Raw genomic sequence first — 22,215 nt, 5'->3', positions numbered from 1 at the left:
GTTGAAAAGCATCATCCCTCTCGGCAAGCTCATCGCCGTTGGCGGCAACGAGGACAAGGGTACCTACCCCAATCCCAAAACCCGCCGCAAGTACTACCTCAATTTCTTTGAGCTGGGTATTCTCAAGCGCATCGTACTCGAAACCGGCAAGGCCGACCCGCGCATCGAAGTCGTCACCACGGCCTCGATGATTCCGGAAGAAGTAGGCCCCATCTACACCGGCTCCTTCGCTATGCTCAACTGCCTGAACGTGGGCATCATGGACATTCGTACTCCCGAGGACGCCCGCCAACCCGAGTACCTGGAGCGCATGCTCGCAGCCGATGTCATCATGTTTTCGGGCGGCAACCAGTCGCGGCTGCGCGAGATGTTCGGCGAAACCGATTTCCTCGACCGCATGATGCAGCGCTACTACGCCGAGCCAAATTTTGTGATTGCCGGTACCAGCGCCGGGGCCATGGCCATGTCGCAGCACATGATTCGCGGCGGCTCGGTGCCGGATGCGCTGCTGAAAGGCGCCGTGAAGATGGGCGTCGGGCTGGGCTTGCTGCCCGCCGCCATCGTCGATTCGCACTTCGTGAAGCGCGGGCGGTTTGGTCGCCTCATCGAGTCGGTAGCCTTGCACCCCAAGCTCATCGGCATTGGCCTGGGCGAAGATACCGGCGTGCTCATCACCGAGGGCAATTGGGTGGAAACCATTGGCTCCAACCTGGTTATCATTCTCGACGGCCACAACATTCAGCACAACAACGCCGCTGCCGCCAAGAAGGGCACGGTGCTTTCCATCGAAAATGTGACCATGCACGTGCTGGCCAAAGGCAACGTGTACGACATCCGCGAACGGAAATTCTACGCCAGCAAGGACGCATTGCCCCTGCATACTGCCACACCCATGGCGGAGAAGGTAGCCTCGGAGGCCGAAGCTGCGACCTCGACAGCAGAGTAAGTTTCGGCTTTTAAAACAAGAAGAAGCCCGCTCGTTTCACCAACGGGCGGGCTTTTTATCATCAGGAAGCAGACCAGCTGCGTACGCTTAATTTGCCGGCGCCCCCGCTCAGCGGAAGCACGCGGCTTTGGCCAAGTGCCGCACAACACTCCTTATTATATAGCGTCTAAAAAAATGAACTACCGCAAACTCGGCAAAACCGGATTTTCCATCTCTGAAATCAGCCTCGGCACCTGGCAGGTGGGCGGCAAATGGGGTGACCCGTTCAGCCACGAAAACGCCGACCACATCCTGAACGCCGCCGTGGATGCCGGCATCAACTTCATCGACACGGCCGATGTGTACGGTGACGGCGAAAGCGAGAAAGCCGTGGGACGTCTCGTGCGTTCCCGCTCGGAGCGCCTCTACGTGGCCACCAAGTGCGGCCGCCGCTTTCAGCCCCACACGGCCGACGCCTACCAGCCCGCAGCGCTACGCCAGTTTGTGGAAGACAGCCTGCGCAACATGCAGCTGGAAACCATTGACTTGGTTCAACTGCATTGCCCGCCTACCGACGTGTACTACCGGCCCGAAATATTCGAGCTGTTTGACCGGCTGCGCGAGGAAGGCAAAATTCAGCACCTCGGCGTGAGCATCGAGAAAGTGGAGGAAGGCTTGAAAGCCATTGAATTCCCGAACGTGACCACCGTGCAGATTATCTTCAACATGTTCCGCCAGCGCCCGCCGGAGCTGTTTTTCAAAGAAGCCGCCCGCCGCGACATCGGCCTGATTGTGCGGGTGCCCCTGGCCAGCGGCCTGCTCACCGGCAAGTTTTCGCCCGACACGCACTTCGCGCCCGACGACCACCGCACCTTCAACCGCCACGGCGAAGCCTTCGACCGGGGCGAAACCTTCTCCGGCGTCGACTACGAAACCGGCCTCGCCGCCGTGGAGGAGTTGAAAAAGGCCCTCGGCGAACAAGCGCCGCTGGCCGCCCAAGCCCTGCGCTGGATTCTGATGTTCGACGAAGTAAGCTGCGTCATCCCCGGTGCCTCCCGCCCCGAGCAGATTCTCTCGAACCTGCAGGCGGCAGAGCTACCCGCACTCACAGCCGAGCAGATGCAGGCCGTGCGGGAAATCTACGACCGGCGGATTCGGCCGCTGGTGCACTACAGCTGGTAGGATGTAGCGCGAACTTTGTAGTTCGCGTGCCCTAACGACGCCCAAATGGCGCGGGGCACGCTAACTACAAAGTTCGCGCTACGACTACTCCTTATATATAGCCACCAGCGCCTCCCCGCCTTCAACCCGGCTGGCGCGGTACATGCCGTCCGAATTAAAAGGTAGCGTCACATTCCCCGCCGCGTCTACGGCAATCAGACCGCCTTCGCCCCCTACGGGCGCCAGCTTGTCTTGCACCACAATGCGGCAGGCTTCTGCCAACGACAAGCCCTTGTATTCCATCAAGCAAGCCACGTCGTAAGCCGCCACGGCCCGAATGAAATACTCGCCGTTGCCGGTGCAGCTGATGGCGCAACGCTCGTCGGCCCAGGTGCCGGCCCCGATGAGGGGCGTGTCGCCGATGCGGGAGTAGCGCTTGTTGGTCATGCCGCCCGTGCTGGTGGCGGCGGCCAGGTGGCCGTGCTGGTCGCGGGCCACGGCACCCACGGTGCCTTTTTTCCAGTTGGGGTCGGGTTCGACGGGTTCCGTAAATTTCTCGGGCTCTTCGAGTGGCGCCGTGGTCGCCGCCGGACGGGCCTGGCTGTGGTCGAGGCGCATACGGCCTTCGCGCAGGGCTTCCTGCAGTTGGTTGTAGCGGTGCTGGGTGAAAAAGTACTCCACCGGCTGCAAAGGCAGCCCGTATTCGCGGGCCAGCTCGTCGGCGCCGGGGTAGCCTAATAGTACGTGTTCGGTTTTTTCCATCACCAGCCGGGCCGCCCGGATGGGGTTTTGCACCTGGCGCACGCCGGTCACGGCACCGGCCAGTCGGTTGTGGCCGCTCATGAGGGCGGCGTCCATCTCGTGGTGGCCTTCGTGGGTGAACACGGCCCCGCGGCCGGCGTTGAAGAGCGGGCAGTCTTCGAGGCTGCGCACGGCGGCTTCCACGGCGTCGAGGGCGGCGGCGCCGTCGCGCAACAGGTTGTAGCCGGTATTGAGGGCCGTTTCGAGGGCCGCGCGGTAGTCGCGCTCAGCGTCGGGAGATAGGGAGGCGCGGGCAATGGTGCCGGCCCCGCCGTGGATGGCGAGTGCAAACATTTTGGGAGAAATAAGCGGCTTAAATGGGCTGTAAAGGTAGGTTGAGGGAACGGCTAGCGGCTCGGTAGTGTTTTTTTTCGTAGGTTTGATGTTCAAGTTTTTTACTACCAAAACACCCCCAGTTTTATGGCATACGACGTAACCGGCCGGCTGCACGAAATCTTTGACGAACAGCAGGTAAGCGAAAAGTTTCGCAAGCGCGAGTTCGTGCTGGAAGTCCAGGACGGCCAGTATCCCGAGCATATTAAGTTTCAAATGGTTCAGGACAAAACCAGCCTCATCGACCCCTTCAAAATGGGCGACGAAGTGAAGGTGACGTTCAACCTCCGCGGCCGCGGCTTCAACAAAAACGGCCAGATGCTGTACTTCACCAACCTCGAAGCCTGGAAAATTGAGGCTGCTGGTGGTGCTAGCTACGGCGGAGGTGGCGGTGGCCAGCAAGCCGCTCCCCGCCCCGCCGCGCAAAATCAGAACCCCACGCTGCGCGCCCAGCCCTCGGCTGCCCCCATCGCCAGCGACGACGACAACGACCTGCCTTTCTAAGGCAACCAGTTGTAGAACAAAAAATGCCGCTCCGGTTTCCCGGAGCGGCATTTTTTATGCCCAATTCACGTATAATAAGGCATGGATTTACACCGATTAATTGCGCGCGGCGAGGGCGAGGAGTTGGAATTCAAGCAGAAGACGACGCACCCCAGCCGCATTTCGCGCACGCTGGTGTCGCTGGCCAACACCCGCGGCGGCCAGGTGCTGGTGGGGGTCGACGACGCCGGCCGCATCCTAGGCGTGCGCGACCCAGAAGAGGAATTATTCGTGCTCCGCGAGGCAGCCCAGCATTACGTAGAGCCGCCGCTTACCACGCTGCGCTTTCAGGAAGTGGAGGAGGACGGGCGCTCCGTCATCATCGTGACCGTACCCGAAAGCCTCAACAAGCCCCACCGCGCCCAGGTGGCCCCCGACGACTGGCGCGGCTACGTGCGCGTGCGCGATGCCAGCGTGCAAACCAGCGGCCTCACCGAGAAGCTGTTGGAGCGTCAGCAACCCGAGGCCCGCTTCGAGAAAATCCCGCTAAACAAGCAGGAGCTAGCCGTTATCGATTACCTGAAAACTCACCCGCGCATCACCCTGGCCCAGTACATGAAGCTGGTGAATATCGGCAAGCGCCGGGCATATCAGACGCTGATAAAGCTGACTTTGCACGGCTACATCCGGCATCATGACAAAGAGAAAGAAGTGTACTACACCCTTTAACCTTATTCACTTAAATGCTGCTGAAAAGCCGCTCCTACCATTGCTCTCACCGCATCATACAGTTTTTGGTCGCTAATAAATAGTAGGTCAAATCCTTCGCCCTTCCAAACTGCATTGGTGAATTTTTCCACTGACCTAGGCGGGTTCTTGATAAGGCGTCGTTGCAAAGGTGGCGGCAAGCAAAAGCCAAGCCTGACGCACAGGCAATGGAGAAGCTCCGCAACTTCGCTTTCAGATAAAACGGTCATTCTATACCATTAAAAAGCAAAACGGACACAATCGGCTTGATAGCCGGTTGTGTCCGTTTCCGTCAAATACCTAATTCGCTACTCCTGCTTGCGGGCACGAGCTACTTTCTTCTCATCTTTTTCCGCTTTTTTCTCTTTCATCGTTTTCGCGGGTTCTTTCTTTTTCTCTTTGCGAGCGTCTTGTGCCTTTGCCATGGTTGAAAAGAAATTTGGGTGAAGGGATTTGCTGCAGTCTTAACGTGAGCTAGGGCCAACGTGTTGTTTGCTGCGAAGGTAGAAAATTTACCGAAAAACCGCCACTGCTCTACAGAATAGACAGGTACCGTTCGCGAATAATATTCAGATGGTGCCGCTCGTGGCCGGGCACAATGTAGAGCAGCGCCCGCACCGTGGCCGGGCCGCCGTTGGCGGTGCCGCGCCGGTTCAACTGCTCCTCGGTGAAGCTTTCGAAGAGGGCCAGCGTGGCGACGCGGGTAGCGTCATACTCGGCCAGCAGGCTGGCAATGGAGCGGGCGTTGGCGCCGCTGTTGGCCACGTAGTCGTCCTGCTCGAAACCGGGCAAGTCCTGGCTGTCGGCGCGGGCGAAACGCAGGGCACGGTAGGCAAACACCCGCTCGCTATCAATCTGATGCAGCAGCATTTCCTTGAGCGTCCACTTACCTTCGGCGTATGCTTTTTCGGCCTGCGCCTCGCTCAGATTGGCAAATACGGCATGGATTTCGGCCGGCTGGTTGCGCAATGCGTCCAGCGGGCTCATGTCTGCGGGAATCTGATTGATGTAACCGGCAGCATAAGGCAGGAAGTCGCCTTCGGCGGGACGGGTAAAAGGCATAGAAAAAGTAGGTTCGGGAACGGAAAGGCTGACCAAGGCGGCCGCAGGTTGCTCCGGAGTAGCCTCTGCGGGCAGCACCAGCGGCAGAATGTCTACGGGCCCAGGTGCTGAAGAAGGCACAATGGACGGAACCAGGCTCGGGTCGAAGCACAGCCGCACAACGGGCAGTGGCGCGGGCAGTTCGTGCGCGCTTTGCTCCTTTCCGAAGGCCCAAGTCAGGAAATCGGGCATTACGCGGCCCCAGGTATCGGGGTGGTGGTGACCGCCCTCCACTTGTACGTAGCGTAGCGACTGCGACAAGTCGAGGCCGGTTTTGCGCAACTCTTCGATGAGGTCGAGGCAGTCTTCGATGGAGTCGATAACGCCGTTTTCGTTGCGGTCGCCACGCTCATCGAGGGTGCCGGTCTGCAGCCAGAAGCGGTGGTGCGGGTGCAGTTGTCCGCCGCGCACCAGGCTGTGCATGATGCGGTCGGCGGGCGTGTAGCCGGCCCCCAGCGCCCGCTGCCGCCACCAAAACGAGCCCGAGAACACGCCTGCCCGCGTGAAATGGCTGGGGTGGTGCCACACCAAATCGAACGCTGACAAGCCGCCGAGCGAAAAGCCGGCCATGACGGCCTCAGTGGGTTCGGCGGAAGCGTGGTAATTGGCTTGCGCAAAAGGCAATAGCTCTTGCAGCACAAAATCAGTATAAGCGCCGGCCAGGCTGCCGCGGCCGTTGAAATCGGCGTGCCCGGCGGTGCCGTACTCCTGCGTGCGCAGTTCGTTGGCGTGGGGCGCCACCAGCACAAAGGGGAGCAGGGCGCCGCTATTATATAAGGTATCGAGCGTGGCTTGCAGGCCCAGTCGCTCCAGGTCCTGGCCGTCGTTGAGGTAAAGGACGGGGTAAGGCCCGGCGGCTTCGGCGCTGGCTGGCGGCAGCAGAATGCTCACCTCCACGTCGCGCTCCAGAAAGCGGGACGCCAGCACTTCCCGGCACAGCCGGGCGCCGAGGGAGGAAAATTCGGAGGGAACGAGGTTGGGAAGCATCAGACAAAGTAACGGCAACCCCAGGAATTAAGCCCAGCGCGCAAATTTAAACCGGTTAAATGCAGCGGGTCCATCATTTCTTGACTAGTTTGCCGCGCCGCACCACTCAGGCGGCTTCACCCCATCAGCCCCCGCCCGTGCAAGAACAACACCGCCGCTTCTATTCTCACCACCTCGGCCAGGACATCGACATGCTGGTTTTTGGCACCTGGGGCTACCCGGTGGTGATTTTCCCCACCTCCGGGGGCCACGACAACGAAGCCCGCGATTTCAAGCTCATCGAGGCAGCCCGCCCGCTGGTGGAAGCCGGCAAGGTGAAGCTGTTTTGCATCGACAGCATCGACGCGCATTCGTGGTATGCCAAGCACCTGCCCCCCGATGTGCGGGTGAAAAATCACGTATTCTACGACCAATTTCTGAGCGACGAGCTGGTGCCCATGCTGCAGCACGAGTGCCACGTCGATAAGATTGGCGTGGCGGGCTGCAGCTTTGGCGGCTTTCACGCGCTGAACTTCGCCTTCCGTCACCCCAACCAGGTGGCCCACCTCTTCACAATGGGCGCTGCCTTCGACATTCGCCAGTTTCTGAACGGCTACCACGACGACAACGTGTACTACAACAACCCGCCCGAGTTCATTCCCGGCGCGCACAGCGAGCATTTTCAGTGGATGAACATCATCTTGGGCACCGCCGAGCACGACTTCTGCAAGGATGCCAACTTCCAGATGTCGCACCTGCTCAGCCAGAAAGGCATCCACCACACGCTCGACGTGAAGCCCTTTGGCAACCACGACTGGCCGGTGTGGCGCGAAATGTTCCCGCAGTACCTGAGCACCATTGCCTAAGCCCCCTTTTTCAACCCCTATTTCTTCACCAACCCCGCTAGCCTAACCGCTGCCAAAACCCTTTCGCCATGAAAAAAATCGGTATCCTCTTTGGTCAGGAAAAAGGATAGCGAGGCAAAAACGCATTTTTCAGCCAATAGAGGCACTTTCTGACAAATAATGGGTACACGATTGGGTACATTAACAAGTACACGCTTACCTTTGAGGCACAGGCCACAAGGGACAAAACGCCTGTCCTCAAAATGTACAAAATCACGTTCAAGCTCCGTAAGGCTGCCACCAACAAGAAAACAGGCGAGGCCCCGGTGTCCCTGGTCTACCGCTACGGCCCCAGCGAATTCGTGACCGCCACGGGCGTAAGCTGCAAGCCCCAGGACTTCAACACGGGCGCGGGCAAGGTCAAAGCATCGGATTCTTTGGCCGCTGAGAGAAACGCCCGCATTGCCCAAGTGACAAAAGAGGTAGAACTTGTAGCGCGGCGGGCCTACCGTAAAAATGGCTCCTACGATGCGAAGACGGTTAAGTACCACCTCGACACATCCCGCGCCGTAGATGTCGCCGTAGACGCTGCCCTACCTGAAATCCGGGAAGAAATTACCGTGGACATTGAAGGCGTCCGTAAACGGATAGCTCAGCTTGAGGCCGAGCTTGCAGCAGAACGGGAGTTGCTTGATACCCTGCTTTGGCTCAACAACGAAGAGGAGCAATCCGCCCCAGTCGATTCCTTCACGGCCCGCATAGACGAGTTCCTGAGCCGCAAGGGCGCAACGGTCACGCCTACGACTGCCAGAAATTACAGAGGCTTGCAAAAACTCATTACAGCGTTTCGCCCCCGCTTGGACATTACGCAAGTGAGCCTCGCAACCCTGAACGAATTTCAGAACTGGTTGATAGAGGTTAAGCGGTGCAAGAACCAATCGATAAATGCCTATACTACCCAGTTCAAGGCCGTGCTGAAAGAATTCGCCGATGAGTTGAACATTAACCTGTCCTTTCTGCTCAAGTTCAAGCCCGTAGCGGACAAAGCCAATGAAAACATTGTCATTCTGAGCGCCCCGGAATTGGCGGACATGAAGGCATTGGACTTGAGCAAATGGGAAGTAATGCGAGAGGTCCGCGAACAATTCCTATTCTGCCACGAAACCGGGTTACGCCATTCCGACCTGCCCAGGGTTCGCCAATCAAGCATCGAAGAAATGCCCGCAGGCGACGGGCGGTTGGTAGGTCACAAGCTCCTACGCTTGGCGACGCAGAAAAAGGGAAAGCAAATCATTGTGCCGCTCACCAGCGAAGCGTTGGAAATCCTGGCCCGTAACAATCACCAATTCCCAGCCATCAAGCTCAGGAACTACAATCAAGCCCTGGAATCCATTGCCCGACGCTGCCCCAGCTTACAGGCGGAATTTGTGCGGACCCATTACAGCGGCAACCGTAGTTCCGAAGAAATCAAACCCAAATGCGAATTTGTACAGAGCCACGCCGCCCGCCGTACTTTCATCAATAACGCGCTACTCCGAGGCGTAAGCGAAAGCACGGTAGCGCGGTGGGTAGGCCACGCAGACGTAAAAATGATTCAGAACTATTACAGCCAGCGCGACATGCAGGCGCTTAACGAAGCTCACAAGATTCTGTAGCTCCCGCAGCGTAACAAATGCGTCCCCCAAGCCTTACCTATTTATCACCAGCATCACAAATCAATGTACACACCACAAGCAGCAGACCTCAGTTATCCACTCAAAGGCGGGGGCACCTATTGCCCGGCCGAAAACGGGTTCACAGACCCTACAGGGCTATTTGAGGGAGTATTACCTTCACGTGAAGGAGACATAAACACCCAGAACCTGTTTTTCACAAACCCTGAGACAAAGCAGGTTATCAAATTGAAAGGAGACGACGAAACCGGACAAATGATGTACACCTTGATAGAGGGTGACGAATAGCACAACCAGTAGCCCCGCGCCAATACAGGCCGGGGCTTTTTCGTGCGCCTGTTATAAAATATAATTAAAAAATTATTAAATATAAATATTACAGGTGACAAAACGTTTCACCTGTTGCAGGTCAATAAGTTACAAATTATCATTTTCCTCATAGTGGAAAACGGTGGATGTTTGTGACCACAAGTCCTTATTTAATACTATGACACATACCAACAAAGACGCGATTACCAGATTTCGCCTGCCCCAGCAGTTGCTCACAGCAGCCCAGGAAACAGCCCGTGAGCGCCGCGAAACCCTTTCCACCGTGCTACGCCATTACCTCGAAGCTTACGCTTCCTCACAGCCCGTCAAACAGACTGAATAACAACCCAATGCATTCCCAAAACCATGACCCTCGAAATCAAAGTTACTCCTGAGCAACACCAGCAGCTACAGCAGCTTGCCGCAATCCACTCCCTGACGCTACATGAATACATGCAAGCCGTAGCAGCCCGCGAAATCCGCATTCTACAGCATTTCCTTGAAGCCCCAGCTTCCGAACAGCCCCAGGCTGCATAACCCCTTCCGTCCACCTTAAACCCAGATGCTCCCCCGATTCGACACGCTTAAAATAGCATTTCCCAACCTCTCCCTGACTACCGTAGATTATACCGCCTTTACTGCGTTTCCCAGTAACAAGCACGTAGACCGCAATAATTACTATCTATCCGCCCCCGCCCCCGGCATCATTAATATTCGCATCGGCGACACAGAAACAGCCGTGGAATTCAGCGCGAAGATTCTCAAGGGGCGGTACCCTGGGTTACTGAGTAACGCAACCATTCAGCAGGCTCTCAGAAACATTATAGAGGCCGCTCCACTGAGCTTTGACGTTCCCGAGGTGCTACGTGAAGCCCACGTACTGAAAGCCCACCAAACGCACGATTTCACGCTATCCCAACCCTTTGCCGTTTACGCCGCGCCGCTGGCTCAACTACACGTCACCCGTGGCTATCTCCTTGTAGAATACAAAGACGAAAGCGTGACCTACATACAGAAAACTACGGGCAAGGGACGGGAGTACCTGAAAATCTACGATAAGGGCCGTGAGTACGCCCGCCCCGCCAACACTGCATACCGCAACGCCCTGACTGCAACTGAACGCAAGACCGTAGCTGCCTACTACGCGGGCAAAACCCGCATAGAAACAGAAATCAATGGCAAGCGGAAACTACGGCAATACTTCCCTGACATTGCCCCCGCTATTATGCTCACGGACCTACTCCAATCCACAAGTAACCCCCTGGCTACGCAGTTCGCAGAAATCACAAAAGAGGCTTACGCAGCTATTGAAGCCCCAGCAGCAGCGAAGTCCCTGGCCTTTGCCGATACCTTGAGCTACAAAGACGCTCCTGAGTTTTCTTTCCTGGAAAAACACGGCTACGACCTGGAAAAGATTGATGCCCGTCTGAAAGCGTTGAACGTGCCCTCGCGCACCGTAACCCGTGAGCGCAAGAAATACGCGGCGCTACTGGCAAGCTACCTTGCCCACGAAACCCCCAGCCCCAGCGTTGCCAACCTGCGCGAACTCAAAGGTGCTATAACTATAGGTGAAGACGCGCCAAATATGGCCGATGCTACAGCGCCTCCGGCAACCACGGAAACAGCAGCGCCAACAATAGCCGATGCCACAGCCGTAGCACAAGTTACCCCAGGCTCTACTACTCCCGCTATAACTATAGCTACACTCGCGCCAAATATGGCCGATGCCATTGCCGTCACAGCTCGCGCTATAACTATAGCTGCACACACGCCAAATATGGCTACCTCTCCCTTTCCAGCATCAACCCCTGAGCAAGACGCCGAATTCTTCGCGCTACTGGATTCCCTCGACATCAGTACCGCACAATTGGTAGAAGAAAATCCCTGGTAGCCCGCAGGCAGAGTATTTAACAGTACCGGCGTCGAATCCCGGTAGCATCACAGTAAAAGCCGATTCCGCTGGGGTCGGCCTTTCTTTTTTCTTCTGGAAGGTTCCAAAAACGGGGTAACCGGTTTCGCTTTACGCAACAGTAGAAAATCCCTGAAAAACCCCTGCAATTGCGCCCAGAAACCGGAAAAGCACTACATTTACACAGTAGCCTGAAAAGTACAAAGTCATAACGCCAAAAGTACAAAACACCCTCTACGCTTCATATTCGCATGTTTCTTTCCACGGGCACCAGCGAAAACGCCCATCTTTTGAACGCCCTTTCAAAAATCACCCGAAACCATTCATTTCCGCGCCTCCGGCCACACGTTTACGGCTCTACCCTGTCTACCTGCTGCTGCCCCGTGAACGTGCGTAGCGAAGAAATTTCGAGGAGCACAAGAAACCGTAGCGGCAAAAGTTTCTCAGGTTTCAGCTATACCCAGTAAAGTACCATTGGCTCAGCTTCCTATATTTGCCCAAGCCATGTACCCGGAAACAACGACCATGTACCCAGAAAGACACAAATTTGGGTACAGGGTTATCAAAACACTATATTGATTAAACATAACACACTCATTACCAACACCAAACACCGAATGAAGAAGATAGGAATACTCTTTGGTCAGGAAAACACCTTTCCGCAGGCCTTTGTCGACCGCGTGAACCAGAAAGCCGTGGACGGCATCACGGCCGAGTTCGTGAACATCGAGCAGGTGGAGCAGGCCGTGCCCTGCGGCTACGACGTCATCATCGACCGCATTTCGCAGGACGTGCCCTTCTACCGCGCCTACCTCAAAAACGCCGCCCTCACTGGAACGGCCATCATCAACAACTCCTTCTGGTGGAGCGCCGACGAGAAGTTTTTCAACAACGCGCTGGCTGTGCAGCTTGGCGTGCCGGTGCCTAAGACCTTGCTGCTCCCCAGCAAGCACCGCCCCGACGACACCACCGAAAACTCCTTCCGCAACCTGGCCCTGTTCGACTGGCAAAAAGCTTTCGACCACATTGGTTTTCCGGCTTTTATGAAGCCCCACGCCGGCGGCGGCTGGAAGAGCGTCTATAAGGTAGACAACCCCGAGCAAGCCTGGCGCGCCTACGACGAAACCGGCCAGCTGGTGATGCTCTACCAGGAAGCCATCGAGTTTGAAGACTATTTCCGCTGCTACTGCCTGGGTGGCAAGCACGTGCTCATCATGCCCTACGAGCCCCGCAACGCCCCCCACGAGCGGTACCAGACCACGATGAAAACCGAGGGCGAAGCTGGCCAGAAACTGCTCGATACCATCAAAGACTACACCCTGCGCCTGTGCCAGGGCCTGGGCTACGACTTCAACACGGTAGAATTTGCCGTGCGCGACGGGGTGCCCATCGCCATTGACTTCGGCAACCCGGCCCCCGATGCCGACATCAATTCCGTTGGTGCTGAGAACTTTGAGTGGGTGGTGGAGCACGCTGCCCAGTTGGCCATCGAGCGGGCCAAAGCCAGCCGCCCCGGCCGCACCAACCTCACCTGGGGCACTTTCGTGCAGGATTCGGTGCGCGCTGCCCCCAAGGGCTCGCCCACCATCGGCTCGAACGTGCAAATGGGCCAGTCGGTACGCGAAACCAACGACCTCGGCGCCACCGGTGCCCCCCAGCCCACCGCCAAAAAAGCCGCGCCGAAGAAAGCCGCCGGCGCCCCCACGCCCGAACCGCCCACCGGCGAAGTATCGGCCAGCGAGCAGTCGGCCGCGAAGAAAGCGCCCGCGCCCAAGGCGGCCAGTACCGCGGCTGCCGCGAAGAAACCGGCGGCTCCGAAGGCCCCCGCAGCTAAGAAAGCCGCACCTAAAAAGAAGGAATAGCCGCGCTGGCGCCCTGCCTCCGGGTGTGTTTCTTTCCCACACTGGGTGGCAGGGCGCTAGTCTTTGTCTTTATCGTATTCGTCCTGCCCCATGGCCATGCCCACGTTTACCCTCGGCATCGAGGAAGAATTCCAGACCATTGACCCCGAAACCCGGGAGCTCCGCTCCCACCTGTCGCAGATTGTAGAGGGCGGCCGCGTCACGCTGCAGGAGCAAGTGAAAGCCGAAATGCACCAGGCCGTGGTGGAAGTGGGCACCAACATCTGCCACAACATCAGCGAAGCCCGCACCGAGGTGCTGCACCTGCGCCGCCAGGTGATTGAGCTGGCCGACCGGCAGGGGCTGAAAATTGGCGCGGCCGGCACGCACCCGTTTTCGCGCTGGCAGGAGCAGCCCATCACGCCCGATGCCCGCTACGACAAAATCGTGGAAGAGCTGCAGGAAGCTGCCCGCTCCAACTTGGTTTTCGGCATGCACGTGCACGTGGGTATCGAAAACCGCGAAATGGGCGTGTACATGATGAACACGCTGCGGTATTTTTTGCCGCACTTGTTCGCGCTCAGCACTAATTCTCCGTTTTGGGAAGGGCGCGAAACGGGTTACAAGTCGTTTCGGACCAAGGTGTTCGAGCGGTTTCCGCGCACGGGCATCCCGGGCTTCTTCCACAGCGCCAGCGACTACGACGAGTTTGTGCAGTTGCTCATTAAAACCGGCTGCATCGACAACGGCAAGAAAATCTGGTGGGACGTGCGCCTGCACCCCTTCTTCGACACCATCGAGTACCGCATCTGCGACATGATGATGCGCGCCGACGAAACCATTGCGGTAGCGGCCGTGATGCAGGCGCTGGTGGCCAAAATCTACAAGCTGAAGGCCCAAAACCTCAACTTCCGTATCTACCGCAGCGCTCTCATCAAGGAAAATAAATGGCGCGCCGCCCGCTACGGCCTCGACGGCAACATGATTGACTTTGGCATTCAGCAGGAGGTGCCCACCAAGAAGCTCATCCTGGAGCTGCTGGACTTTATCGACGATGTGGTGGACGACCTCGGCAGCCGCCACGAAGTGGAGTACGTGCTGAAAATGATGGAAATGGGCACCGGCGCCGACCGCCAGCTCCAGGTCTTCCGCGAAACCAATGACCTCAGCAAAGTGGTTGACTACATCCTGGCCGAGACGACGCACGGGCTCTAGCCTTCTTATCTTTGCCTTAGCAACGCCAGCCGCCCGGTTGGCGTTGTTTCTTTTTCAGCCTGGCGTCAGCTTGGCCTATTTCTATTTTTTGGTCGAAACGACCTGTTTATTCAACAAATTATGGAAGCTATTCGCGTTGCCATTCTGGACATGTACGATAACGCCCGCAATGAAGGAATGCGCTGCATTCGGCAGCTGCTGGCCCGCAGCGCGGCTGAAAACGGCCTTACTTTTGATGTTGATACTTATAATGTTCGGGCCGAAAACGTAGTGCCCGGCCTGGAATACGATATTTATATTTCCAGCGGTGGCCCCGGCAGCCCGCTGCCATCGGAAGAGCCCTGGGAGCGTCCGTATTTCGCGTTCATTGATGCGCTGCTGGCCCACAACCAAACCCAGGAAAACAAGAAGCACCTGTTGCTTATCTGCCACTCCTTCCAGCTCGTGAGCCGGCACTTGGGCCTGGGCACGGTGAGCCGCCGCAAGTCCACCTCCTTCGGGGTATTGCCGGTGCACCTCACCCCCGCCGGCCAGGCCGAACCCGTGCTGCAGGGCCTGCCCGAGCCCTTTTACATTGTCGACTCGCGCGACTTCCAGCTCACCAACCTTGACATGGACCGCCTGAATGCCTTCGGCGCCCGGGTGCTGTGTTTAGAAAAAGAGCGGCCCCATGTGCCGCTGGAACGCGCTGTGATGGCCATTCGCTTTACGCCCGAAGTTATTGGCACCCAGTTTCATCCCGAGGCCGACGGCGAAGGCATGCTGCGCTACATGCTCACCGATGAGCGCAAGCAGCAGGTCATCACCGCCTACGGCGAGGCCAAGTACCACGAAATGGTGCGCCTGCTGGCCGACCCCACCACCATCGAGCACACCGAATCGGTGGTGGTGCCCACCTTCCTGCGCCGCGCCCTCGCCGAGCTCGGCCAACCCACCGCTGCGTAATCACCGCTCCCGTCACACGCCATGATTCCGGAACCTCGCCACACCTATAACGCCGCCTTCACCCCTGCCCGCTACCAAGAAATGCTGGCCGACATAGACCAGCAGCTGCCTGGCCAACTGGATTTCCGGGTGGCCGAAACTCCGGTTTTTATTCCGGCAAGTCTGCGGGATAAATTAATTGCCGCGGGCGAAAGCATTGTACAGGTAATCGGGCAGCCCAATTTTAAAGAACTAACCGAGGCTTCCATCCCATCGCATCAGCGCGTGCCGAACGAAGACGCTCGCCCGGAGTTCCTGACGTTCGATTTCGCGGTGTGCCGCAATGCCAACGGCGAGTTGGAGCCGCAGCTGATTGAGATGCAAGGGTTTCCATCGCTCTACGCGTTTCAATCGTGGCTGCCGGGCGTATTTGCGCGCCACTTTCCCATTCCGGATTCGGTAACGCCTTTTATTGAGGTTTCGGATTTTGACACCTACCAGGCGCGCATGCGTGACTTTATTTTAGGTGACCAGCCGGCCGAAAACGTCATTTTGCTGGAGTTGTTTCCAGAAAAGCAAAAGACGCGCATCGATTTCGCGCTAACCAACAAGCTCTGGGAAATTGAAGCCGTTTGCATCACCAAAATCAGAAAGCGTGGCAAACAATTATTGTACGAGAAAGACGGGCGCGAAATAGAAATAAAGCGCATTTATAATCGAATTATATTCGATGAGTTAGCACGCTATCCGGAATTAAATACCGAATTCAAACTAACCGATGAGGTTGATGTTAAATGGGTTGGACATCCCAACTGGTTTTTCCGCATCAGCAAATACACGCTTCCATTCCTGCAGGGCCTGTTCGTGCCGCCCAGCTATTTTCTGCATGAATTAGAAGAATATCCGGCCGATTTAGAGAATTACGTTTTGAAGCCGCTATTTTCTTTTGCCGGGGCCGGCGTACGGCTGCACTTCACCGCTGCAGACCTGGATGCACTGACTGACAAGCAGCATTATTTGTTGCAGCGTAAAGTCAATTACGAGCCCGTGGTGCAGTCGCCCGATGGCTTGGTGAAATGCGAAATTCGCCTGCTCTACATCTGGCCCGAAGGTGAAACCCATCCGCAATTATTAACGGGACTGAGCCGGTTGAGCCGGGGCGAAATGATTGGTGTAGACTTCAACAAAGACAAGGATTGGGTGGGCGGCACCACGCCGCTGTTCGAGCGGTAGCAAGGCCGGGCACGGTGTTTGAAAGCCTCCCAACAACGCCCGGGAAGGCTTGCGCGTAAAGGCAGCCTCACTCACTTGTTTCCCTCTATGTCATCTCTCTCCGAAAAAGGCCTCAAACTATCCAAAAACGTACTGTTCAACGTCTTCATTGGTCGTGCCACCAAGCTACTGGGCCGTCCTTTCAAGGTCGTAACCGTGCTCAACGAAGTGGCCGACAAATTGGCCGTCAAGGACAGCAAAGACAATAAATTTCGTCAGCTGTTCGACGTCGCCCTCACCCTGGTGCGGCTGGTGCGCAGCTACATCAGCGGCGACTACCGCGACATTTCCACGAGCACCATTGTTTCGGGGCTGGCAGTGTTGCTCTACGTTCTCTCTCCCATCGACCTTGTGCCCGATTTCATTCCAGTAGTGGGCTTTCTCGATGACCTGAGCTTGGTGAGCTGGTTTGTCGTCAAGTTCCAGACCGAAATCACCAAATTCCGCGACTGGGAACAAACGGCCCGCGGCCAGGACACCGCAGTAGCTACTGCAACTGGCCCCGACAATGCTACCCGCCCCGCTGAGGGCGATTTGGCTCAGCCCAGCGTGGCTGAATTGGGCCACTCGTAATTGCTTTTACTATTTCGTTTTCTATGCCCACGTTTGTCGTTTCCATTCGCTTGCCGGAAACTTTCGATGAAGAATTCATCTCCCTGATACCAGAACACCGGGCATTTATCAACCAGCTGCTCAACGAAAAAATCGTGGAGGTATACGCCATCAGCAGCGACCGCAGCCGCGGCTGGGTGACGATAAACGGCGACGATGCTGCTGCTGTGCAGGCCGTGGTCGAGCAGTTTCCGCTCTACCCGCATTTGCAAGGTGTGGAAATAGATGAGTTGTTTATATTCGACAGCACGGCGTCCCGCTTTCCGCACATTAGCTTAAACTAATTTTTCTGCAATTATCACCTCTGGCTGTTTTCAAAATGAAAGGTATTTCATTATTCAATTGGCGCTTTGCCTGTGTAATTACTGGTGCTGCGGGGACGCTTTTTACCTTGGCCGCAGCAACAACCCCGCCCCCTCCTTCCATCACCACAGAGCAATTGACGGCCCGTATGAGCGCCGCCATTGAGGGCCTGAAAACTCTGCGCTGCGTGGTGAAGGCACAGGAACGTATCGGCGGCAACATTAACCAAGCCCGCAGCGTCATGAAGCTGACTTACAAGCCGCTGCGCATTTACATCAAAAACCAGAAAGGCGTGGAGGTGCTCTGGCTGCAAGGCCAAAACGGCGGCGATGCCTGGGTATACCCGGCCAGCTTCCCCTACGTCACGCTCAGCCTCGACCCCAACGGCAAGCTCATGCGCGCCAACCAACACCACACGGCGCTGGAAGCCGGTTTCGGTACCATTTCCGACTTGCTGCGCACCACCGGCTTGCGGCAGGACAATTCCTACAGCAAGTCGTTTCGCTACGTGGGCGACACCACCCTGCAAGGCCGCACCAATTATGTGCTGCGCTCCGACTTCCCCCAGTTTCGCTACGTGAGCTACAAGGCCGGCAAAAACGAAACCATCGAGTCGGTGGCCGAACGGTTTGGCTGCGGCGAATACCGCATCATTACCCGCAACGACCTGACCATTGGCGAGAGAATTCCCGAAGGCAAGGTGCTGCAAGTCCCCAACGCCTACGGCCGCCGCACCGTGCTCTGCGTCGACCCTAAAACCTATCTGCCCACCTTGGTGCAGGTAAACGACGACAAAGGCCTTTTTGAAAAGTTTGAATTCCTCGAGGTAGTTCCTAACCAGAATATTCCCCTCGAAGAGTTTTCCAAAGACTATAAGGATTATAAGCTCTAGCTCTCATCTGTCTTCCTAAACAAAGCGAAGGACCTTATCGCGTCGGAATTTTCCCGCGTGATAAGGTCCTTCGCTTTGCTTAGGAAGACAAGGGTGCCTATCTTCTCATTGTTTTTTCAATCTGGTCCCACATATCGGGCGTCAGCATTTCCAGCTTGTTAAACTCACCCGCGCCGTTCAGCCATTCGCCGCCGTCGATGGTCACCACTTCGCCGTTCACATAAGCCGAGAAATCCGACACCAGGTAAGCCGCCAGGTTGGCAAGTTCCTGATACTGGCCCACGCGCTTGAGCGGCACGCTGGCGGCCGGGTCGAGCTTGCTGGCCAGCGGCTCGGGGAAGAGGCGGCTCCAGGCGCCTTCGGTTGGAAACGGGCCGGGCGCGATGGCGTTGGAGCGGATGCCGTACTTGGCCCATTCGACGGCCAGGGAGCGGGTCATGGCCAGCACGCCTGCTTTGGCCGTGGCCGAGGGCACCACAAAAGCCGAGCCCACGGAGGCGTAGGTCGTAACGATGTTCAAGATGGTGCCGGGCTTTTTGTCGGCAATCCAGCGCTTGCCCACGGCCAGGGTGCAATTGTAGGAGCCGCGCAACACGATGTCCACAATCACATCAAATGCCTTGTGGCTCAGACGCTCGGTAGGGCTGATGAAGTTGCCGGCCGCGTTGTTGAGCAACACGTCGACACCGCCGAATTCCTGGATGGTCCGTTCCAGCATGGCTTCCACCTCGTCGTATTTGCGCACGTCGCAGGCCACGGCCAGCACCTTGCCGCCGGTTTGCTGGCGCAGTTCTTCGGCGGTTTTTTCCAACACCTCGAGCTTGCGGCTGCTGATGGTGACGTTGGCGCCGAGTTGCAAAAAGTAGGTGGTCATGGCCCGGCCCAGGCCGGTGCCGCCGCCGGTCACGATGATGGTTTTGCCGGCCAGCGCGTTGTCGCGCAACATGGGCTGCGTGTAGGGAGTGTTCATGCGGAAGCAGAATGAGGGTGGGAAGTGCGGCACAGTCCGCCGCCCGAAGGTACTAGAAGCCGGCCAGCCCCAACTGTAGGGCTCAGTAGATTATTTTGGTTGCCGAATATAGTATTCCCTATTTTTTTCGCACCTTCGTGCCATTAAGGCGATTTATTTGTTGGGTTGACATGACAAGTTCCATTTCCGGAGGCTCCGCGAGCACGACATCGGGAGCGGAATTTCCCACCGTATTAGTATTAGGCTGTGGCTGGCTCGGGCTGGCGCTGGCACGCTCCTTGGCTGCAGCGGGCCATGTTGTGCTGGGCACCACCACCACTCCCGAAAACATCGCCGGCATGGAAGCCGACGGTATTCAGCCCCATTTGCTTCAATTGGGAGCCGATTTTAATGCTTCGTCCGAAGCCCTACTCATGCGCCTGCTCAAAGCGGCCGACGTGCTGGTACTGAACGTGCCGCCCCGTGCCGCCGCCGCGGGCGCCTATCCCACCCTGCTGCGGCCGGTGCATCGGGCGGTAGCCAAGGCGGGCACGCCCCACGTGCTGTTCGTGAGTTCAACCAGCGTGTACCCCAACGAGTCGCGCGTGATGCGCGAAGCCGATGCCATCAGCACCCGCGACGCCGCCTCCGACGTGCTGCGCGCCGAAGGCCACTTTGTGCCCCGCTACGGCCAGTGGAAAAGCACCGTGGTGCGACTGGGCGGCCTCATCGGGCCCGACCGCGCCCCCGGCCGCTTCCTGGCCGGCCGCCGCGACCTGGCCCAGGGCAATGCCCCCGTCAACCTGGTGCACCTGACCGATGTGGTGGGCGTGCTATCGGCGATTATCCAGCATAAGGCCTGGGGCCACACCTTGAATGTATGTGCCGACCAGCACCCGCTGCGGCGCGATTTTTATTCGGCTGCAGCGCGACACCTCAAGCTGGAGCCGCCCACTTTCAAGGACGAAGAAGGCTGCACGGGTAAAACCATCGACAGCAGCTTGGTGCGCTCACTCCTGCCCTACCAGTTTCAGCACGACGATGTGCTGGGGGCGTTGGCGCACTGCTAGGCAAGCCGGCGGCCGTACCTTTGCGGGGTGAACATGGATGCGTCTCGACCTCTTGTTGCCGTGCTGGGTGGCGGCGCGGCCGGCTTTTTCGGTGCCATTGCCTGCGCTGAGGCCAATCCCGATTTACAGGTACTTCTGCTCGAGAAAACGGGCAAGCTGCTGAGCAAAGTGCGCATTTCGGGTGGCGGGCGCTGCAACGTGACGCACGCCTGCGAAACCGCCGCGCAGCTCGTGGCCCATTATCCGCGCGGCAGCAAGCAGCTGAAATCCGCCTTCCAGCAATTCGGCGTAGCCGATACTATTGCCTGGTTTGCCCGGCGCGGCGTGACGCTGAAGACCGAGGCCGACGGCCGCATGTTCCCCACCACCGATTCGAGTGAAACCATTGCCCGCGCTCTTGAAGAGGCAGCGCGCCGGGCCGGCGTGCGCATCGTCACCAACGTCGGCGCCGATGAGATTCAACCATTGCCGGATGGTGGTTTCCAACTGAATATAAGCGGCAGCGGCGCATCCCAGCTTGGCCCTACGGTGCACGCCTCACGCCTGCTCATTGCTACCGGCGGCAACCCGAAAAGCGCCAACTACGACTGGCTCCGCGCCCTCAGCCACACCATTGCCGAGCCGGTCCCGTCGCTCTTCACCTTCAATGTGCCCGATTCGCCCCTAAGCGAACTGATGGGCGTGAGCGTGCCCCAGGCCCGCGTGGTGCTGGCCGGCGAAAAGCTGCAGTATGAAGGCCCGCTGCTCGTCACGCACTGGGGTGTGAGCGGCCCGGCTGTGCTGAAGCTTTCGGCCTGGGGCGCCCGGCGGCTGAGCGAATTGGGCTACGTCGGAACCGCGCTGGTTAACTGGATTCCTACTTTTACCGAAGAAACATTGCGCCCTTGGCTGCAACAGTTTCGGCAGGAAAATGGCAAGAAAACCGTGGCTGCCAACCCGCAATGCGGTCTGCCCCAACGCCTCTGGCGCAACCTGACCGAGCAAGCCGGCATCGGCCCGGAACTGCGCTGGAGCGACGTGCCAGCCAAGGCGCAAAACCGTTTGCTGGAGTTACTGCTCCGCTCGCCACTCGCCGTGCGTGGCAAAACCACTTATAAAGAAGAGTTTGTGACTTGCGGGGGCGTTTCGCTCGATGAAGTCGACCTCAAAACCATGCAGAGCCGCCGCGTACCGGGCCTCTACTTTGCCGGCGAAGTGCTGGACATTGATGGCATTACCGGGGGCTTCAACTTTCAGGCCGCTTGGACCACTGGTTTCTTAGCCGGTCGCGCCATGGCCGTGTCGCCAACCGTAGCCGTGTAACCTTCCACACGGACAGGGAGTAAATGAAAGCACAAACTTTCACCTTAATTTTCCCTTTCCAATGGAAGCCAAAGCCACCCAAGCCCTGCTCAACGAACTGGTAGAAACCCTCAAAGACGGCCAGAAAGGCTACGCCGAGGCGATGACCGACGTGCAGGACGCCGACCTGAAAGACACCTTTAAGCATTTCGCTGCCCAGCGTTCGAGCTACCTCACCGAGCTGGAAGACCAGATGTTCAAGCTCGACCTCAAGCCCGATACCAACGAAGGCGCACAGGGCTCCATCACCGGGGCCATCCACCGCACCTGGATTGACCTGAAATCGGCCGTGACCGGCAAAGACCGCCACAGCATCCTCGCCGAGTGCGAGCGCGGCGAGGACTACGCCAAGAAAGCCTACCAAACTGCCCTGAAAGCTGAAGGCCTGCCTTCCGCACTGAAATCGGTCATCGAAAAGCAGTACCAAGGCGTGATGGAAGGCCACGATAAAATCAAAGCCCTGCGCGACTCGTCGAAATAACTTCCGACGAAAACCTTACTGGAATACAAACAAAAAAGCCGCTCAATGAGCGGCTTTTTTGC

23 protein-coding genes and 1 pseudogene are annotated in these 22,215 nt (G+C 57.6%); 20 read left to right on the top strand and 4 right to left on the bottom strand.

Features of this window, described 5'->3' with window-relative positions; all coding sequences use genetic code 11:
- Nucleotide 1 precedes the first annotated feature (1 nt).
- Entirely contained in the window at nucleotides 2–946 is a 945-nt protein-coding gene (locus MTP16_RS16985) for a cyanophycinase (RefSeq protein WP_243512057.1), read from the top strand.
- Between the two features lie 174 nt (nucleotides 947–1,120).
- Nucleotides 1,121–2,107 (top strand): aldo/keto reductase, encoded by a 987-nt coding sequence (locus tag MTP16_RS16980; RefSeq protein ID WP_243512056.1) that lies wholly within the window; start codon nucleotides 1,121–1,123, stop codon nucleotides 2,105–2,107.
- A gap of 84 nt (nucleotides 2,108–2,191) precedes the next feature.
- Here the strand turns inward: MTP16_RS16980 and MTP16_RS16975 are convergent, their stop codons facing one another.
- A complete protein-coding gene (locus tag MTP16_RS16975; protein WP_243512053.1) occupies nucleotides 2,192–3,181 on the bottom strand; it encodes an isoaspartyl peptidase/L-asparaginase family protein in 990 nt (329 codons plus the stop codon).
- A gap of 126 nt (nucleotides 3,182–3,307) precedes the next feature.
- Between MTP16_RS16975 and MTP16_RS16970 the strand changes: the two genes are divergently transcribed.
- Nucleotides 3,308–3,724, top strand: a complete 417-nt coding sequence (locus MTP16_RS16970; protein ID WP_243512051.1) for a DUF3127 domain-containing protein — start codon at nucleotides 3,308–3,310, stop codon at nucleotides 3,722–3,724.
- An 81-nt stretch (nucleotides 3,725–3,805) separates the two neighbouring features.
- Nucleotides 3,806–4,432: an AlbA family DNA-binding domain-containing protein gene (locus MTP16_RS16965; protein ID WP_243512048.1), complete on the top strand. Its 627-nt coding sequence runs from the start codon at nucleotides 3,806–3,808 to the stop codon at nucleotides 4,430–4,432.
- 2 nt (nucleotides 4,433–4,434) lie between these two features.
- On the opposite strand, the gene MTP16_RS16960 is transcribed toward MTP16_RS16965, so the two are convergent.
- Together MTP16_RS16960 and MTP16_RS16955 are read right to left on the bottom strand one after the other, a co-directional pair.
- On the bottom strand, nucleotides 4,435–4,680 hold the full coding sequence (locus MTP16_RS16960; RefSeq protein ID WP_243512045.1) for a hypothetical protein: 246 nt from the start codon (nucleotides 4,678–4,680) through the stop codon (nucleotides 4,435–4,437).
- A 304-nt stretch (nucleotides 4,681–4,984) separates the two neighbouring features.
- On the bottom strand, nucleotides 4,985–6,538 hold the full coding sequence (locus MTP16_RS16955) for an alpha/beta hydrolase-fold protein (protein ID WP_243512042.1): 1,554 nt from the start codon (nucleotides 6,536–6,538) through the stop codon (nucleotides 4,985–4,987).
- 137 nt (nucleotides 6,539–6,675) lie between these two features.
- Between MTP16_RS16955 and MTP16_RS16950 the strand changes: the two genes are divergently transcribed.
- The 13 genes and pseudogenes from MTP16_RS16950 to MTP16_RS16890 all read left to right on the top strand — a co-directional run bounded on the left by MTP16_RS16950 (nucleotide 6,676) and on the right by MTP16_RS16890 (nucleotide 18,312).
- Nucleotides 6,676–7,383 carry an alpha/beta hydrolase-fold protein gene (locus MTP16_RS16950; protein ID WP_243512037.1) on the top strand — a complete coding sequence of 236 codons (708 nt, stop codon included), beginning with the start codon at nucleotides 6,676–6,678 and terminating at the stop codon, nucleotides 7,381–7,383.
- 242 nt (nucleotides 7,384–7,625) lie between these two features.
- The gene (locus MTP16_RS16945; RefSeq protein ID WP_243512033.1) at nucleotides 7,626–9,017 is read left to right on the top strand and encodes a tyrosine-type recombinase/integrase; all 1,392 of its coding nucleotides are present in this window, start codon (nucleotides 7,626–7,628) and stop codon (nucleotides 9,015–9,017) included.
- A gap of 63 nt (nucleotides 9,018–9,080) precedes the next feature.
- Nucleotides 9,081–9,323, top strand: a complete 243-nt coding sequence (locus MTP16_RS16940) for a hypothetical protein (protein WP_243512029.1) — start codon at nucleotides 9,081–9,083, stop codon at nucleotides 9,321–9,323.
- 199 nt (nucleotides 9,324–9,522) lie between these two features.
- Nucleotides 9,523–9,687, top strand: a complete 165-nt coding sequence (locus MTP16_RS16935) for a hypothetical protein (protein WP_243512026.1) — start codon at nucleotides 9,523–9,525, stop codon at nucleotides 9,685–9,687.
- A gap of 23 nt (nucleotides 9,688–9,710) precedes the next feature.
- Nucleotides 9,711–9,881, top strand: a complete 171-nt coding sequence (locus MTP16_RS16930) for a hypothetical protein (RefSeq protein WP_243512022.1) — start codon at nucleotides 9,711–9,713, stop codon at nucleotides 9,879–9,881.
- A gap of 25 nt (nucleotides 9,882–9,906) precedes the next feature.
- Nucleotides 9,907–11,235: a hypothetical protein gene (locus MTP16_RS16925; protein WP_243512019.1), complete on the top strand. Its 1,329-nt coding sequence runs from the start codon at nucleotides 9,907–9,909 to the stop codon at nucleotides 11,233–11,235.
- Nucleotides 11,236–11,870: 635 nt separating this feature from the next.
- Nucleotides 11,871–13,115, top strand: a complete 1,245-nt coding sequence (locus MTP16_RS16920) for an ATP-grasp domain-containing protein (protein ID WP_243512013.1) — start codon at nucleotides 11,871–11,873, stop codon at nucleotides 13,113–13,115.
- A 96-nt stretch (nucleotides 13,116–13,211) separates the two neighbouring features.
- Complete coding sequence (locus MTP16_RS16915) at nucleotides 13,212–14,309, top strand: carboxylate-amine ligase (protein ID WP_243512010.1); 1,098 nt, start codon at nucleotides 13,212–13,214, stop codon at nucleotides 14,307–14,309.
- A 120-nt stretch (nucleotides 14,310–14,429) separates the two neighbouring features.
- Nucleotides 14,430–15,254, top strand: coding sequence for a type 1 glutamine amidotransferase (locus MTP16_RS16910; protein ID WP_243512007.1), 825 nt, complete (start codon nucleotides 14,430–14,432; stop codon nucleotides 15,252–15,254).
- A 21-nt stretch (nucleotides 15,255–15,275) separates the two neighbouring features.
- Nucleotides 15,276–16,466 carry an ATP-grasp domain-containing protein gene (locus MTP16_RS16905; RefSeq protein ID WP_243512004.1) on the top strand — a complete coding sequence of 397 codons (1,191 nt, stop codon included), beginning with the start codon at nucleotides 15,276–15,278 and terminating at the stop codon, nucleotides 16,464–16,466.
- A 318-nt stretch (nucleotides 16,467–16,784) separates the two neighbouring features.
- Nucleotides 16,785–16,907 (top strand): annotated as a pseudogene (locus MTP16_RS16900) (YkvA family protein); the annotation flags it as partial.
- 194 nt (nucleotides 16,908–17,101) lie between these two features.
- Nucleotides 17,102–17,401 (top strand): hypothetical protein, encoded by a 300-nt coding sequence (locus MTP16_RS16895; protein ID WP_243512001.1) that lies wholly within the window; start codon nucleotides 17,102–17,104, stop codon nucleotides 17,399–17,401.
- 167 nt (nucleotides 17,402–17,568) lie between these two features.
- Nucleotides 17,569–18,312: a DUF1571 domain-containing protein gene (locus MTP16_RS16890; protein ID WP_243511997.1), complete on the top strand. Its 744-nt coding sequence runs from the start codon at nucleotides 17,569–17,571 to the stop codon at nucleotides 18,310–18,312.
- Nucleotides 18,313–18,409: 97 nt separating this feature from the next.
- Here MTP16_RS16890 and MTP16_RS16885 read toward each other — a convergent pair whose 3' ends face one another.
- Nucleotides 18,410–19,282, bottom strand: a complete 873-nt coding sequence (locus tag MTP16_RS16885) for an SDR family oxidoreductase (RefSeq protein WP_243511993.1) — start codon at nucleotides 19,280–19,282, stop codon at nucleotides 18,410–18,412.
- Nucleotides 19,283–19,581: 299 nt separating this feature from the next.
- Here MTP16_RS16885 and MTP16_RS16880 point away from each other — a divergent pair, with 299 nt between their 5' ends.
- From MTP16_RS16880 to MTP16_RS16870, 3 genes are all read left to right on the top strand, one after another.
- Complete coding sequence (locus tag MTP16_RS16880) at nucleotides 19,582–20,331, top strand: Rossmann-fold NAD(P)-binding domain-containing protein (protein ID WP_243511988.1); 750 nt, start codon at nucleotides 19,582–19,584, stop codon at nucleotides 20,329–20,331.
- 33 nt (nucleotides 20,332–20,364) lie between these two features.
- Nucleotides 20,365–21,633, top strand: a complete 1,269-nt coding sequence (locus MTP16_RS16875; protein ID WP_243511981.1) for a BaiN/RdsA family NAD(P)/FAD-dependent oxidoreductase — start codon at nucleotides 20,365–20,367, stop codon at nucleotides 21,631–21,633.
- A 61-nt stretch (nucleotides 21,634–21,694) separates the two neighbouring features.
- Nucleotides 21,695–22,153 (top strand): PA2169 family four-helix-bundle protein, encoded by a 459-nt coding sequence (locus tag MTP16_RS16870; protein WP_243511977.1) that lies wholly within the window; start codon nucleotides 21,695–21,697, stop codon nucleotides 22,151–22,153.
- Nucleotides 22,154–22,215: the final 62 nt, after the last annotated feature.

Origin of the sequence: Hymenobacter monticola (assembly GCF_022811645.1) — a bacterium.
Lineage (GTDB): Bacteria > Bacteroidota > Bacteroidia > Cytophagales > Hymenobacteraceae > Hymenobacter > Hymenobacter monticola.
Note: the sequence above shows the minus strand (reverse complement) of the source record. Positions and strands in the feature narration are given on the sequence as shown.

Bases quoted from the DNA above. Each gene is read 5' to 3' on its own strand.
- MTP16_RS16980 (WP_243512056.1), top strand. From the start codon at position 1,121: ATGAACTACCGCAAACTCGGCAAAACCGGATTTTCCATCTCTGAAATC.
- MTP16_RS16975 (WP_243512053.1), bottom strand. From the start codon at position 3,181: ATGTTTGCACTCGCCATCCACGGCGGGGCCGGCACCATTGCCCGCGCC.
- MTP16_RS16970 (WP_243512051.1), top strand. From the start codon at position 3,308: ATGGCATACGACGTAACCGGCCGGCTGCACGAAATCTTTGACGAACAG.
- MTP16_RS16965 (WP_243512048.1), top strand. From the start codon at position 3,806: ATGGATTTACACCGATTAATTGCGCGCGGCGAGGGCGAGGAGTTGGAA.
- MTP16_RS16960 (WP_243512045.1), bottom strand. From the start codon at position 4,680: ATGACCGTTTTATCTGAAAGCGAAGTTGCGGAGCTTCTCCATTGCCTG.
- MTP16_RS16955 (WP_243512042.1), bottom strand. From the start codon at position 6,538: ATGCTTCCCAACCTCGTTCCCTCCGAATTTTCCTCCCTCGGCGCCCGG.
- MTP16_RS16945 (WP_243512033.1), top strand. From the start codon at position 7,626: ATGTACAAAATCACGTTCAAGCTCCGTAAGGCTGCCACCAACAAGAAA.
- MTP16_RS16940 (WP_243512029.1), top strand. From the start codon at position 9,081: ATGTACACACCACAAGCAGCAGACCTCAGTTATCCACTCAAAGGCGGG.
- MTP16_RS16935 (WP_243512026.1), top strand. From the start codon at position 9,523: ATGACACATACCAACAAAGACGCGATTACCAGATTTCGCCTGCCCCAG.
- MTP16_RS16930 (WP_243512022.1), top strand. From the start codon at position 9,711: ATGACCCTCGAAATCAAAGTTACTCCTGAGCAACACCAGCAGCTACAG.
- MTP16_RS16925 (WP_243512019.1), top strand. From the start codon at position 9,907: ATGCTCCCCCGATTCGACACGCTTAAAATAGCATTTCCCAACCTCTCC.
- MTP16_RS16920 (WP_243512013.1), top strand. From the start codon at position 11,871: ATGAAGAAGATAGGAATACTCTTTGGTCAGGAAAACACCTTTCCGCAG.
- MTP16_RS16915 (WP_243512010.1), top strand. From the start codon at position 13,212: ATGCCCACGTTTACCCTCGGCATCGAGGAAGAATTCCAGACCATTGAC.
- MTP16_RS16910 (WP_243512007.1), top strand. From the start codon at position 14,430: ATGGAAGCTATTCGCGTTGCCATTCTGGACATGTACGATAACGCCCGC.
- MTP16_RS16905 (WP_243512004.1), top strand. From the start codon at position 15,276: ATGATTCCGGAACCTCGCCACACCTATAACGCCGCCTTCACCCCTGCC.
- MTP16_RS16895 (WP_243512001.1), top strand. From the start codon at position 17,102: ATGCCCACGTTTGTCGTTTCCATTCGCTTGCCGGAAACTTTCGATGAA.
- MTP16_RS16890 (WP_243511997.1), top strand. From the start codon at position 17,569: ATGAGCGCCGCCATTGAGGGCCTGAAAACTCTGCGCTGCGTGGTGAAG.
- MTP16_RS16885 (WP_243511993.1), bottom strand. From the start codon at position 19,282: ATGAACACTCCCTACACGCAGCCCATGTTGCGCGACAACGCGCTGGCC.
- MTP16_RS16875 (WP_243511981.1), top strand. From the start codon at position 20,365: ATGGATGCGTCTCGACCTCTTGTTGCCGTGCTGGGTGGCGGCGCGGCC.
- MTP16_RS16870 (WP_243511977.1), top strand. From the start codon at position 21,695: ATGGAAGCCAAAGCCACCCAAGCCCTGCTCAACGAACTGGTAGAAACC.